12 protein-coding genes are annotated in these 14,795 nt (G+C 33.4%); 5 read left to right on the plus strand and 7 right to left on the minus strand.

Features of this window, described 5'->3' with window-relative positions; all coding sequences use genetic code 11:
* Positions 1-39 precede the first annotated feature (39 nt).
* The 5 genes from dnaN to Q4566_RS03370 all read right to left on the minus strand — a co-directional run bounded on the left by dnaN (position 40) and on the right by Q4566_RS03370 (position 5,251).
* Positions 40-1,158: a DNA polymerase III subunit beta gene (dnaN, locus tag Q4566_RS03350; protein WP_216068554.1), complete on the minus strand. Its 1,119-nt coding sequence runs from the start codon at positions 1,156-1,158 to the stop codon at positions 40-42.
* Positions 1,159-1,332: 174 nt separating this feature from the next.
* Positions 1,333-3,000, minus strand: coding sequence for a gliding motility-associated ABC transporter substrate-binding protein GldG (gldG, locus tag Q4566_RS03355; RefSeq protein WP_303418241.1), 1,668 nt, complete (start codon positions 2,998-3,000; stop codon positions 1,333-1,335).
* Complete coding sequence (locus Q4566_RS03360; RefSeq protein WP_303418242.1) at positions 2,993-3,478, minus strand: hypothetical protein; 486 nt, start codon at positions 3,476-3,478, stop codon at positions 2,993-2,995. Before Q4566_RS03360 ends, gldG begins: the two co-directional genes overlap by 8 nt.
* Complete coding sequence (gldF, locus tag Q4566_RS03365) at positions 3,475-4,194, minus strand: gliding motility-associated ABC transporter permease subunit GldF (RefSeq protein WP_303418243.1); 720 nt, start codon at positions 4,192-4,194, stop codon at positions 3,475-3,477. The genes Q4566_RS03360 and gldF overlap by 4 nt, the downstream gene beginning before the upstream one ends.
* Positions 4,195-4,354: 160 nt before the next feature.
* Complete coding sequence (locus Q4566_RS03370; RefSeq protein ID WP_303418246.1) at positions 4,355-5,251, minus strand: S-adenosyl-l-methionine hydroxide adenosyltransferase family protein; 897 nt, start codon at positions 5,249-5,251, stop codon at positions 4,355-4,357.
* 211 nt (positions 5,252-5,462) lie between these two features.
* On the opposite strand from Q4566_RS03370, the gene Q4566_RS03375 reads away from it, so the two are divergent.
* The 4 genes from Q4566_RS03375 to Q4566_RS03390 all read left to right on the plus strand — a co-directional run bounded on the left by Q4566_RS03375 (position 5,463) and on the right by Q4566_RS03390 (position 10,098).
* Positions 5,463-6,416 carry a PhoH family protein gene (locus Q4566_RS03375; protein WP_216068559.1) on the plus strand — a complete coding sequence of 318 codons (954 nt, stop codon included), beginning with the start codon at positions 5,463-5,465 and terminating at the stop codon, positions 6,414-6,416.
* A 157-nt stretch (positions 6,417-6,573) separates the two neighbouring features.
* Positions 6,574-7,086, plus strand: a complete 513-nt coding sequence (locus tag Q4566_RS03380) for a hypothetical protein (protein ID WP_303418250.1) — start codon at positions 6,574-6,576, stop codon at positions 7,084-7,086.
* A gap of 120 nt (positions 7,087-7,206) precedes the next feature.
* On the plus strand, positions 7,207-8,154 hold the full coding sequence (locus Q4566_RS03385) for a phosphoribosylaminoimidazolesuccinocarboxamide synthase (RefSeq protein ID WP_303418253.1): 948 nt from the start codon (positions 7,207-7,209) through the stop codon (positions 8,152-8,154).
* A gap of 291 nt (positions 8,155-8,445) precedes the next feature.
* Positions 8,446-10,098, plus strand: a complete 1,653-nt coding sequence (locus tag Q4566_RS03390; protein ID WP_303418254.1) for a T9SS type A sorting domain-containing protein — start codon at positions 8,446-8,448, stop codon at positions 10,096-10,098.
* A 392-nt stretch (positions 10,099-10,490) separates the two neighbouring features.
* Here Q4566_RS03390 and Q4566_RS03395 read toward each other — a convergent pair whose 3' ends face one another.
* Together Q4566_RS03395 and Q4566_RS03400 are read right to left on the minus strand one after the other, a co-directional pair.
* The gene (locus tag Q4566_RS03395; protein WP_303418255.1) at positions 10,491-11,288 is read right to left on the minus strand and encodes a carbonic anhydrase; all 798 of its coding nucleotides are present in this window, start codon (positions 11,286-11,288) and stop codon (positions 10,491-10,493) included.
* A 166-nt stretch (positions 11,289-11,454) separates the two neighbouring features.
* The gene (locus Q4566_RS03400; RefSeq protein WP_303418258.1) at positions 11,455-12,543 is read right to left on the minus strand and encodes a heparan-alpha-glucosaminide N-acetyltransferase domain-containing protein; all 1,089 of its coding nucleotides are present in this window, start codon (positions 12,541-12,543) and stop codon (positions 11,455-11,457) included.
* A 287-nt stretch (positions 12,544-12,830) separates the two neighbouring features.
* On the opposite strand from Q4566_RS03400, the gene acs reads away from it, so the two are divergent.
* Entirely contained in the window at positions 12,831-14,738 is a 1,908-nt protein-coding gene (gene acs, locus Q4566_RS03405; RefSeq protein ID WP_303418260.1) for an acetate--CoA ligase, read from the plus strand.
* The last annotated feature ends 57 nt before the right edge of the window (positions 14,739-14,795 follow it).

Raw genomic sequence — 14,795 nt, forward strand, 5'->3', positions numbered from 1 at the left:
AGTGTTCTGAAAAATTTCAGAATATTGTAAATGTGAGTTTTAACTGTTAAGCATAACAGGCATGACTAGCATAGTTACTTGTTCTCCTTCATCTAAACCGTCTACTGGCGTTAAAATACCAGCGCGGTTAGGCATACTCATTTCTAGTTGTACATCGTCTGCATTTAAATTGTTCAGCATTTCGGTTAAAAAACGTGAGTTAAAACCAATTTGCATATCGTCTCCTTGATAATCACAAGTTAAACGCTCTTCTGCTTTGTTACTGTAGTCAATATCTTCCGCAGAAATATTAAGTTCGGCACCAGCAATTTTTAAACGAATTTGATGTGTTGTTTTGTTAGAGAAAATACTAACACGACGCACAGAGTTTAAAAATTGATTTCTGCTAATCACTAATTTGTTAGGGTTTTCTTTAGGAATTACCGCTTCGTAATTAGGGTATTTACCATCGATTAAACGACAAATTAATTCTGAGTTTTCAAAAGTAAACTTCGCGTTAGATTCGTTGTATTCAATAGAAACTTCATCTTCACTAGCTGCTAAAATACCTTTTAATAGATTTAAAGGTTTTTTAGGCATAATGAATTCTGCTACCTGATTAGCTTTAATATCTTCTCTTGTGTATTTTACTAATTTATGAGCATCGGTAGCTACAAAAGTTAGCCCTTCCGTAGAGAACTGAAAAAACACACCACTCATTACCGGGCGTAAATCATCGTTTCCAGCCGCAAAAATAGTTTTGCTAATCGCTGTCGCAAGCACATCACCAGTAACAACTGTTTTACTTGGATCTTCTAAAGCAACTGCCTTAGGAAATTCTTTTCCATCAGCGTATGCTAAAGCATATTTACCATGGTTAGAGCTAATTTCAATGGTGTTATTGTCTTCAACAACAAACGTTAAAGGTTGCTCAGGGAATGTTTTTAAAGTATCTAATAATAAACGAGCAGGTATAGCAATGCTACCTTCGCTGTCACTTTCAACATCTAATTTAGAAGCCATAGTCGTTTCTAAATCACTAGCAGAAACAGTAAGAGCGTTATGGTCTAATTCGAATAAAAAATTATCTAAAATAGGTAAGGTGTTTGAACTGTTAATTACACCACCTAAAACCTGTAATTGTTTTAATAAATAAGTACTTGATACTATAAATTTCATGTGAGGATATTATGTTTTCTAAACGGATTGTTAATGTGTTTTTAGAGATTTACAGTTTTGTAAATCAACTAATAACTTTGTGAGCATTAAACAAATGGCTTAGTTTTTATTGTCATTATGCTTCATACAAATATATTCTAAACGGCTTATATTTGGAAACAAACTTATTAACATTTAAGCGGCGTATTTTTTCTTCCTAATGTAGTTAAAGGCAAAACCAAAAATAGCTAATAAAACCAATGGTAATAGGATGTTAATGAGTTGCCACTTGGTTTTTTCTTCACCTATTTTTTGCTGATTTAGGAAGGTTACAGCAATTTCTTTCGATCGAATGTTTATAAGTCCGTTATCATCTAAAAGATAATTCACGGCGTTAAGCAAAAATTCTTTGTTTCCGTAGGTTTGCCCAGTCCATCGGTCGAAACCTAATTCTTGTGGCGCATTTCTAATCACATCATTTTTGATAATATCACCATCGGCAACAATAATCATCTTGGTAGGTGCGCTTTTATCTTTGCTTGTAGAAAGCTTAAACGGTTTTATACGTTTGCTGTAAACCGATTGAAATTCGCCTTCTAATAGTACTGCTAAATTTTGGTTTCCATCGTTAAAAACTTGTGGGTTTTGTTCCTTCGTAACCAGTTCTAAACTTACTTTTCGAGGCGTACCTTCTAGCTTAGTTAAAGGAGCAGACTGTAAAAGTATAGTTTTTTTTATATCGTTTTTAAGTGTGTCAATTTGGTTAGCAAAATCAAACTTTACTAAATTTATATTATTCACAATGGGGTGCTGACTATTACTCCCAGCTAAAGGTGAATAAGGCCATTGTAAATGTTGAAATTGAGATTGGCTACCTTCGCCCATTGCCAAAGTAATTGGTGCTGAATAAAGCGTACTTACCATTTCTGGATTTATACGTGCACCGTATTTAAAAAAGAAATCGGTTAAGTTTAAATCTCGTGGTATGGCAACATTACTACCATTGTCGTTATATAAACTGTCTTTTTCCATGATTACCGCATCGATAAGCCATAAGCTTTTTCCGCCCTTCATGGTGAATTGATCTAATACCAATTTCTCATCTTCGGAAAAGGCTTCAGTAGGTTTTGCTGAAATAATTAAATCGTAATCTTCAAGGTCTTTTAGTGTTTTTTGTGGATTTTTTGCAACGCTATCTAAAGTGAAAGGCGCAATGAAATAATATTCACCAATTTTCTTTACAAAATCAGCAATATATTTATCTTCAAGTTGTTTGTTACCTTTTAATATGGCTATTTTTTGTTTTTTCGGACGGGTTAATTTGCTAAAACCATCCGCGAAAGCGTATTCCAAATGCTGTACAGAGTTTGAAACCAATTCTTGTTGTGTCGCACCAATTTTATTTTTTACTAGCGGAATGATAACTGTTTGGTCGTTGTAGCTTGCTAAAGCCCAAGGGAAAATGATAGCCTTTGATGATTTCCCACTTTCGGTAACACTCAATTGCATGGGTGTTAATCCGCGCTGTGTTAATTGTTGAATATTACGCTCGCGAGTAGCGTCATCTTCAATCGGATTAATGAAATTGAAAATGATGTTGTTATTTTCAGCCGAAAACTCTTCAAGAATTTGCTGTGTTTCTTTCTTTAAGCGTCTAAATTCCGAAGGAAAATCTTCTCCTTCTAAAAACACATCAATAATAATTCGAGATTTTACATCTTCAATGAGGCTCATGGAGGAAGCACTTAACGTATAGCGTTTGTCGGACGTTAAATCAAAACGTTCAAAAACTTTGCTGCTTAAAAAGTTGATCGCAATAAGTGCGATAACAAGAATTAATATGTGTTTTATATTACTATTCAAAAGTTTTTTCTAATTGATAGGTTCTAAGTGCAGTAACTTTACCGTTTTCAAAATCTAGTTCAATGCACTCTTGACTGTTATTAAATGCTCCAGGTTCGAAGCCTAAATTATAATTCCATTTATTTGGTGAATTCGCTTTGATGCTATCATCCCAGCCAAACCATTCACTTTCACCTAAAAGATTTTTAACTTCATTTTTTTGCTTTCCGATAAGGAGGGTGTCTTGAATGATGTTGTCTAACATTTCAAAACGTAGTTCTGGGTTTTCTTCCCAGGCTTCGGCATTAAAATATTTTTCGTGATGGTAGCTACTAAAAATATTAACTACAGGATAAAATATATAAAAATAGGCTAGGGGTGCTAAAACTAAACTCACCAAAAAAGTAAGCCATTTACGCTTATCGATGGTGTTTACAAACAACCAAACTAGTACAAATGCGACTAGCATTGAAATGATAAAAATGGGTGTTAAAATCATGCGTTGGCTTTATTCAAATTTAGTTTGGTTAACATTAAAAAGAAAACGGTTATACTTATAAAATAGATGATATCTCGGGTATCTAATACGCCACGACTCATGCTTTTGAAATGTACACTCATACCTAATTGATTTATAAAATCACTAGCGGCGAAATCGGCAATTCCTTCAAAACCAATATAAAATAAAAAACAGATAAAAACAGCTGTTATAAAAGCTACAATTTGATTATCTGATAATGTAGATGAAAACACACCAATGGCGGTATATGCAGCCACTAAAAATAGGAGTCCGAAATAGGATCCCAAAGTGCTTCCCATATCTAAATTTCCAACAGGATTTCCTAATTCGTAAACGGTGTAAACATAAAGTAACGTTGGTAATAGGGCAATTAAAATAAGTATAAAGGCTCCGAAATATTTTCCTAAAACAATGTTGAATAGAGAAATAGGTTTGGTTAGTAATAACTCTAGAGTGCCTTGTTTTTTTTCATCTGAAAAACTACGCATGGTAACCGCTGGAATTAAGAAAATTAAAATCCATGGCGCTAATAGGAAAAATGAAGATAACTCTGCAAAACCATAATCTAAAATATTGAATTCTCCTTTAAATAACCATAGGAATAGTCCGTTTAGTGTTAAAAAAATAGCAATCACCAAGTAGCCAATGGGTGAGGCAAAAAATGAATTTATTTCTTTTCTTAAAATCGCTAACATTTATTTAGTTAATAGTTAATAGTTATTGGTTAATAGTTGTTAGTTTTTGGTTTATAGTTTTTCAAAAGTCAAAAGTCAAAGGTCAACAGTCAACAGTCAATAGTCAACAGTCAAAGGTCAATAGTCATTTTAACTTCTAACAAACATAAGGCTTTAATTATTATTCGAAATCAGAAAGTTTATGAATGTTTTGTGGGTATTCCACATCGTCTAACTTAATAGGATCTGGAATAAATTTAACACTTACAGAATCCATAATCCCAAGTCCTAAAAGGGTAGAAGCACTGCCTACGGTTTCAGTATTGCTTTTATAAACCGCAATTTCTAAAAAATGCCCTGAATTGAAAACGACTAAGCGTCTACCTTCGTCATGTCTTTTATTTTCTGGAATTTCAAAATTAACGATGTCGCTGTATTTTTGATATATTTTTTTGAAAGTATAATGACGTGCAGTAATCTCAAAATCTCTACCTTTTTGAATACTTTCAAAAAAGTTGCGTTTAATATTAGTGACTACATTACCGTAATTATCAATATAAATAACGCTTCCAATGATTTGAGTTTTGTCCTCATTAATATAAGGCGTAATATTTTTTATGGGTTTTATCTCCGAAATCTTTTTACCAATCACATCAAGCGTTCCGCCGCGAGCAATATGGCAAGCCACTTGAACGAAAACGTCTAAAACAGTAAAACTGCTCCTAATTTTATCATGAATATTAATTTCTACAATTTGTTCTGGTGCAACTTCAGAGCAAATCATACTCATAATTCCATTGTTGGCACATACAAAATAATGCCCGTCTAGCTTAACGGCAATATGTTTGTTTTCTGCATTTAATTCTGAATCAATTCCTACAATATGTATGGTGCCTTTAGGGAAATTATGATAAGCATTCTGAATGATGTATGCTGCTTCTGGAATGTTAAAAGGGGAAACATTATGTGAGATATCAACAATATTTACATCAGAAAGTTCACTATAGATAGCGCCCCGTGTTGCGCCAGCAAAGTAATCTTTCTCCCCAAAATCAGTTGTTAGTGTAATAATTGCCATTGGCAAATTGTTGATATGTTTTTAATGTTTTGTCGCTCAATTTTACTTAAATTTGAGAGAGACATGAATGTGATACAAACCTACAAATTTTCATTTTCGTTTTTATATTTTAAATGAAAAATGTGTGTTCTTAAAACCATATTTATTAAATTAGAGACATATCAATATATTGAAACATCCATACTTTTAATTTTAACCTAAAACCACGCCTTTGAACGAAATTATCATCGAACTTGAAGAGATTTCTCCAAAAGAGTTTTTTGGAGCACAAAACACGAATATTGAACTTCTAAAAAAGTATTTTCCAAAATTAAAAATTGTAGCACGAGGCACTAAAATTAAGGCATTTGGCGATGAAGAATTGCTAGAGGAATTTGATAGACGCCTTACCATGCTTTTAAAACATTTCGCAAAGTATAATAAACTGGACGAAAATGTGATAGAGCGCGTTTTAACGAGTCAGAGTAGTGATGACTATAAAACTTCTGAAAAAAGTGGCGAAGTTATTGTCCACGGAGTAGGAGGTAAGTTAATAAAAGCACAAACACCAAACCAGCGTAAAATGGTGGAACTTATGCGTAAAAACGATATGGTTTTTGCTATTGGTCCCGCAGGAACAGGAAAAACCTATACTGGTGTTGCTTTGGCTGTTCAAGCATTAAAAAATAAAGAAGTTAAGCGTATTATTTTAACACGTCCAGCTGTGGAGGCAGGGGAAAATCTAGGTTTCCTTCCTGGTGATTTAAAAGAAAAATTAGATCCGTATATGCAACCATTATACGATGCTTTACGTGATATGATCGCACCAGAAAAATTAGCACATTACATTGAAAACGGCACCATTCAAATTGCGCCTTTGGCTTTTATGCGTGGTCGAACTTTAGATAATGCTTTTGTGATTTTAGATGAAGGTCAGAATACCACTCACGCCCAAATGAAAATGTTTTTAACCCGTATGGGGAAAAACGCAAAGTTTTTATTAACTGGCGATCCAGGGCAAATTGATTTACCACGCCGTACCATTTCTGGGCTAAAAGAAGCCTTACTTATCTTGAAAAATGTAGAAGGTGTAGGCATGATCTTTTTAGATGATAAAGATGTCATTCGTCATAAACTCGTTAAAAAAGTAATCGAAGCTTATAAAAGTATAGAAAACGCCGATTAACTAAAAATAACATAAATTTAAGTAAAAGCCAGTTATTCAGTTAATTGGTTTTTTTTGTTTGCTACAATCCTTTAATTCTATAAACTTTGATGAAAATATTGTAAGTATAGTGAAAGCGCTTCCTAATAGATTTGCAGCATAACAATAAATAAAAATTATGAAAAAATTATTTTTGATTGCAGGATTATTAGGATTTAGTCAGTTATACGCTCAGCAAAATGACATAGAAATTACATCAGATAACTCATGGTTAAAAGCAGGTGTAATAGCAGGAGTTCCTGTAGGAGATGCGAGTGATGTTTCAGATTTCAACTTAGGGTTAAGTCTTCGAGGTCAATATTTATTCACACCGTATGTAGCTGCGGGTGTGGTATCTGGGTATAATCATTTTTTCGCGAAAGAAGGTATTGATGATTTTGGAGTAGTTCCAGTAGCGGGTTTTTTACGTTACTATTTTGAACCAAGCGGTTTTTTTATTGGTTCAGATCTTGGTTATGGTTTTCTAACTAATGTTGATAATAATGATGGTGGTTTATATGTTAATCCGCAAATTGGCTATCACAATAGAGATTGGAATTTTTACGGGTACTATCAAAATACATTTGCCGAAAATGATTTTGATCTGCAAAGTGTTGGTGTTGGAGTAACCTATAACATTAGATTTAAATAATTACACAAAAATCTATTTATACATTAAAAGGAAGCATATATTGTTTCCTTTTTTTATTTGTATTTGTTTTACGCAGGTAAACAAATTACATTTGTACTTTAAATATCACATAAAACTTTAATGAGCACAATTACAGATACTAATTTCAATTTTCCAGGACAAAAAAGTCTTTACAAGGGAAAAGTAAGAGCCGTATACAACATTAACGATGAAGAATTGGTTATGGTGGCTACCGACAGGCTTTCTGCATTCGATGTCGTGATGCCAAAAGGCATTCCTTATAAAGGACAAATACTTAATCAAATTGCCACAAAAATGATGGCAGCAACAGAAGATTTAGTACCAAACTGGTTAACAGCAACACCAGATCCTAACGTGGCTGTAGGGCATTTATGTGAGCCTTTCAAAGTAGAAATGGTAATTCGTGGCTATATGTCTGGGCACGCAGCTCGTGAATATAAAGCTGGAAAACGTATGCTTTGTGGTGTTCCAATGCCAGAAGGTATGAAGGAAAATGATGCTTTCCCTGAACCTATAATTACCCCAGCAACAAAAGCTGAAATGGGTGATCATGATGAAGATATTTCAAGAGAGGATATCTTGAAAAAAGGTATTGTTTCAGAGGCAGATTATATCGTACTTGAAGATTATACGCGTAAATTATTTCAACGCGGTTCAGAAATAGCAGCTTCAAGAGGGTTGATTTTAGTAGATACTAAATATGAATTCGGAAAAACAAAAGACGGCCAAATTGTTTTAATTGATGAAATACATACGCCTGATTCTTCACGTTATTTCTATGCTGAAGGTTATCAAGAGCGCCAAGATAAAGGAGAGGCTCAAAAACAGTTAAGTAAAGAGTTTGTGCGCCAATGGTTAATTTCGAATAATTTTCAAGGCTTAGAAGGGCAAACTGTTCCGGTTATGAGCGATGAATATATTCAAACTGTTAGCGAGCGTTATATTGAGCTTTACGAAAATATTACAGGTGAAACTTTTGAGAAAGCTGATGTTAGTAATATTGAGGAACGTATTGAAGCTAATGTTTTAGCTTATTTGAAGAAGTAAGTAGACTTTGATATAAAAATATATTAAAATCTCCGAGAGCTTATGTTCTCGGAGATTTTTTTGTTTTTATATGTTTCATTTCTATTTGTTTAAAATAGTTATCAACTTAGGGTGTAGTGAAAAAACATAGAAAAATATTAATTGTTTAAAAATGAAAAGGATATGGGGTATATGACTAGTGTGAAATTTTTTAAATGTAAAATTTTCATAAGTTTTTAAAAAAATCACATTTATAGTGAGTATAATTTAAAGTAGTAATCTTACATTCGCTGTTTTAAAACCTACTTTATTATGAGAAAAAAATTACTTTATTTAATGACGGCATTATTAGCTTTTAATGCTTTTTCGCAAACTACTTATACCTTTAATGGTGATGGTGATTGGACTGATACAGCAAATTGGGATAGCTACCCTGGTTTAACAGTGGCTGCCGATGATATTGTTGAAATTATAGGATTATTAACTATTCCAGCATCAACTACAGTGACTAATAATGGAATAATTGAAAGTTATAATACTTTTAGTGGTTCTCCAGATGTAACCATTTTGGGAGTTTTAGTAAATAATAACACTATAGAATTTAGTAATACAGGTATTATAATTGGTATTGATGGTGCTATTTTGGCCAATGATGGATCAACGATCGATACTTCTAACTCCCCTTTGAAGAATAGTGGTGAGGTAACAATATCAGATGGCGCTGTAATGAATATTTCTGGTTTTTCAGAAGCCTTTATAAATGATGTGAATGGAACTGTTGATAATAAGGGAACTATCGAAATTATCAGTGGAACATTTGAAAATAACTCTACTGAGAATAATTCAATTTTTAACTCAGGAACCTTTAAAAATAGCGGAGGTAGTTTCGATAATTATGGCCATTTTAATAATACGGATACAGGTATTTTTATAGCAGAACGTTCTTGCGAAAATTTATTAGGAGGAACAATAGATAATCATGGAGAACTCACGATTTCAGATTTTTCCGTAACACTTGTTAATAGTGGTACTCTAAATAATTTTAAAACTATTTATATAGAAGATTATAATACACTAAATATAGCAAGTGATGGTACGTTTATCAATAAAATTACTGGTACCGTAGAGGTGTCTTCTGAAGGTAAAATTTCGAATAATTCATATTCGGTTGAATTTTTAACTGAAGGAAAAATATTAAACGCAGGAACTATTGATAATAATAATACAGTTACTATTAGTGCAACAGGAGAAATAGAAAATAATGGGGATATAAATAATAATTTTGGAGGAGATTTAGAAATTTTTGGAACTCTAAGCGGTATTAATACAGGAGATGCTGGTAGTTTTTCAAATGCAGGTATTTTAGCTCCAGGGAATTTAAATGATGCAACAGGGTTCTATAAATTTGATTCCTTTTTTACAAGTTATGTCCAAACGGCTAATGGTTCAATAAATATTGAGTTAGGTGGCACAGTGGAAGGAGACACTTATGATCAGGTAATAGTTGATGACGATTTGACTTTAGACGGAACACTAAATGTTTCATTGGTAAATGGTTTTGAACCTGCTATAGGTGATGTTTTTACGGTCTTAACACAAGGAGGGAATATTTCAGGTACATTTGCAACTGTAAATTTACCAACGCTACCTGCAGGTAAAAAATGGGATGTCGTGACTTATGACTCTAGCAATGGAGTAAGTCTTACCATACTTGATTCATCATTAGGACTTTCAGAAGCAAATGATGCTTTAACTTTTAATGTTTATCCCAACCCAACAGCTAATGAGTTAAATGTTTCAGGACTTTCAACGGTATCGAATGGAACTATTTTTGACTTAAACGGGAGAGCGCTTTTAACAGTTGAGTTATCAGCAATAAATTCAAGGATTGATTTAACTAGATTGCCAGCAGGTGTTTATTTGTTAAACATTGATGGTTCATCTCTTAAATTTGTGAAAAATTAAATTAACAATTAAATCTGAAATTTTTAAGATTTCATTTTAATTAAAATAGAATTATATAATACTTAAAAAATCTCCATAGGTTATTCCTGCGGAGATTTTTTTGTTTTATTGAAGTTTTTAGTCTTCTGTTCAAAGTTTCAGGTTACCGTTCCTCAGAAAGGAAGAGTTTTGTTCCATTCGAGTTTTTTGTTTCAATAACGTATACACAATTTAACGAATTAACGATTAAACAAATAAGCAAGCCTTCAAATAATCAATATTCAATTTTTCAGTCTCCTATCCTCGGGCATCTGTCTTCGGTCAATTTTATCAACCTTCAAGTAGCATCTCACTCATCCGTTTTAACGTCGGTTACACAGTTCAACGAATAAATAAATAAACATTTCAAAAAGCTAAAAGTGATATTGAACAATACGGTCGTTTAGAGGTTGTTCATTCCTGTAATTGTTAATTGGCATATTCTCTTTAAGTATTAAAACTTCTTCAACCGATAATATTACAGGTTCTTTAAAAACCACCCAATTGATACTTTCTGTGCAAGGAGGTGTGGTAAATGAGCCACCATAAGTATAATATTCCTTGTTTTTAAGGAAAAAGCTAGACAGGTCTACGCTTTCATGAATCTCTTTTTTAGCGCCTGTTTCTAGAGGTAAGAAGCTTTCGAAAAACTCAAACAACTGACTTTCTTTACCTTCTTTCCCTAAAATAGCTAAAACAGTCACTTTTCCAGATTTACTGGTGTGTACTAAGTGTATTTCAATAGGATAAATGATACCGTCTATTTTATGTTCGGAAGGTTCATGGAAATGAATTTGTTTCAAACAATAACGCTCGTTCTTATAATCAATATAATCTCCAGCTTCAAAGTCAAACTGAATAGAATGCCCGTTATTTTCAACATCATTAATAATTGTATTAGGAGAGTATTCAAAATTGAGTTCATTTTCAACATGAACGGAATCGGCTTTTACATGGATAATATTTATTGGAGATTGGTAGTTTCCGTTACAATCGGAATGTGTTTCAATTTCAGCCCAGTGCTCGGGAGCTGTTTCTCCGTGATAACTCCAATGCTTTTTGGTTTCATGATGTTGTGCTAATAATGTTGCTGATTGCTTCTCTGTTTGGTTACAAGAAAATGTAACTAGGGTAATAATAGTTAATAGGATACTGAGTGGTTTAGTTTGCATAACTGATTCTTATTAAATTTGATTTTGGAATCAAAATTAAGTTCTAAGCACCCAGTTAAAACTGACTTTTGTTAGGTTCGGCTATAGTACACCATAAAAGTTATTAACTATAACGTTTTATATTAAAATCTAAAGGTTTGCAATAGATGAAGTAAGATATGCTATTTTAATTTTTTAGTTTATCGGTCGTTTTTCTCACCAATTTATAAACGAAAGCATTTGGTTTAGCATAATGAAAAGAAATAAAACAAACCACAACCATAAAGAGCAGCGCACCTATAATAGCTTCAGTAGGATTTAATGATTGGTTTAAATAACGTTTTAATCCGTAGCCAGTAAAACTTCCGTAAAGCAAAATAAAGTGAATGACATAAATCGATAAGGTTTTTTCGCCAATTTTAGAAATGATAGACTGTTTCAGTAAAGGTTCTAAACTGTAAAAGATGCTGAATATAATGAGCACATCACCAAGCCTGCCAAAAAGGTAATTGAAATTAGCACAGCGTTCTAAAAGGGTAATCCCAGTAAGGTCATATAAGCGTAGTAAAAATGAAGTTGAACCAAAAACAAGAAAGATTCCTGTGGTTAAAAAGGCAAATATTGTTAACTGTCTGAAACGTTTTTTGTGCAGATGTCTAAAAAATATAGTAGATAAGAAAGCTCCAAATGCCGAATAGCCAAACCATGGTAAAATAGTAAAAACAGAACCATTGCTTTTCGTCATGTAATTCGCGAAAAATCGTGGCACGTTTTCTAAGGTAAGCTCTCTATATAAAGGTTCAGAAATAAAAATGGCACATCCAATTACAAATAAAACAATGGAGAAAATGTAACTGTGTTTTTTTAAAATAACATGGAGTCCTACAAGTAGGATTAATGATAAGCCAATGCACTGCAAAACGTCTATCACCAAAAAGTAAGGATTAAAATAGCCTTTAAACCAGCTAAAAATATTTGCTCTTAAGCTATAACCTATGAAAATGAGTAGTAAACCGCGGAAAACACCTTTTTTTATTCGTGGTCTATCGTTACCTTTAGCATAGGCCCGCAACATTAAATAAGTGAAAACCAAACCAGATATAGTAAAAAACATGGGGGCCGTAACACCTCTAAAATAACTCCAAATATTATAAAAAATATTGTTAGAATCTCTATAAATGGGGTCAAGAAGTGTGTCTATAAAATGCCCTTGTAGCATCATTAGAATAGCAAAAGCTCTAACGGCATCAATAAAGTACAGACGATTAGTTTGCAATAGATTTTGGTTTGGTTGGCGCAAAGATACTTTAAAAATTAAATCTCAATTACGGTCTCGGGAGTTATATGTGCTTCAAAAGCATAAACGATAGTGTCAAGTCCGCTTTAGTAGCGGACTTGATTTCATAAAATTGTGTTGCATTCATCATAAAACTGTTAAAGTTCATCTACAGATGTGTGTAATCTGTAGAAAAAACTTAGAGAAACGATTTTAAATTTATAATTTAGGAATCGCTTAAAATTTGATGAATTTGAGTGCAACTAAACCAAAACGAATAACGACGTATGAGTAATTATCACATAAAACATTTAGAAGAGTATTATCAAGTTTACAGAAAATCTATTAGAGAACCAGAGAATTTTTGGGAAGAAGTTGCTGAAGAGCACTTCATGTGGCGCAAAAAATGGGATACCGTTTTAAGTTGGGACTTTAGCAAACCTGAAATTAAGTGGTTTGAAGGGGCGCAACTTAATATTACAGAAAATTGTATTGATAGACATCTATCAACAAGAGGAGATAAAACGGCGATTTTATTTGAACCCAATAATCCAGATGATCCAGCAGAACATATTTCATATAAGCAACTTTACGCTCGGGTTAATAAGTTTGCTAATGTTTTAAAATCTAAAGGCATTAAAAAAGGAGATCGGGTTTGTATTTATTTACCAATGATTCCTGAATTGGCCATTTCTGTATTGGCTTGTGCACGAATAGGCGCAATTCATTCAGTGGTTTTTGCTGGGTTTTCATCTACGGCACTTTCAACTCGAATTAATGATAGTGACTGTAAAATGTTGATTACTAGTGATGGTTCTTACCGTGGTTCAAAAACCATCGATTTAAAAGGAATTGTTGATGATGCTCTGGAGGATTGCCCTGGTATTGAATCTGTTTTAGTGGCAAAACGTATTCATTCTGATATCGCGATGAAAGGTGGCCGTGATGTATGGTTACAACCACTTTTAGATGAAGCTTCAGACGATTGTAAAGCTGAAATTATGAATTCTGAGGATCCTCTGTTTATTTTATATACATCAGGTTCTACCGGAAAACCAAAAGGTATGGTTCATACTACAGGTGGCTATATGGTTTATACGGCATACACCTTCAAAAATGTATTTCAGTATAGAGAAAATGATGTGTATTGGTGTACTGCTGATATCGGTTGGATTACTGGTCACAGTTACATTGTTTACGGGCCATTGGCTAATGGAGCAACTTCGGTAATGTTTGAAGGGGTGCCTAGTTATCCAGATTTCGGACGCTTTTGGGAGATTGTAGAAAAGCATAAAGTGACTCAGTTTTATACAGCGCCTACTGCAATACGCGCTTTAGCAAAGGAAGGTGTAGACTTAATAGAAAAACGTGATTTATCTTCTTTAAAAGTATTAGGTTCTGTAGGAGAGCCTATCAATGAAGAGGCTTGGCACTGGTATAATGATAATGTTGGGAAAAAGAATAGTCCGATTGTAGATACTTGGTGGCAAACTGAAACCGGGGGGATTATGATTTCTCCAATTCCTTTTGTAACCCCAACAAAACCAACTTACGCAACCTTGCCGTTTATAGGCATCCAGCCAGCACTTATGGATGAAACAGGTGAAGAGTTAAAAGGTAATCAGGTTGAAGGCCGTTTATGTATTAAATTTCCATGGCCAAGTATGGCAAGAACCATTTGGAAAAACCATGAACGCTATAAAGAAACGTATTTTTCAGCTTATGAGAATAAATACTTCACTGGAGATGGTGCATTACGAGACGAAGTAGGCTACTACCGAATTACAGGACGTGTAGATGATGTTATTATTGTTTCTGGACACAACTTAGGAACAGCACCAATTGAAGATGCTATAAATGAACACCCAGCAGTATCAGAATCTGCAGTTGTTGGATTCCCACATGATATTAAAGGAAATGCACTTTACGGTTACGTGATTTTAAAAGATACGGGTGAAAGTAGAGACCAAAACAATGTTCGAAAAGAGATCAATCAAATGATTACAGAGCATATTGGTCCGATTGCGAAGTTGGATAAAATACAGTTTACCGTAGGTTTACCTAAAACACGTTCAGGAAAAATTATGCGACGTATTTTACGTAAAATAGCATGTAAAGATATTAGTAACTTAGGAGATACAAGTACCTTGTTAAATCCGGAAGTAGTTCAAGAAATTATAGATAATGCGCTTTAATTAAACGGAGTGCTTATTTATAGAGAGGCTGTATCAAAAGGTTATTTTTGATACAGC

The organism is Tamlana sp. 2_MG-2023, assembly GCF_030548465.1.
GTDB lineage: Bacteria > Bacteroidota > Bacteroidia > Flavobacteriales > Flavobacteriaceae > Pseudotamlana.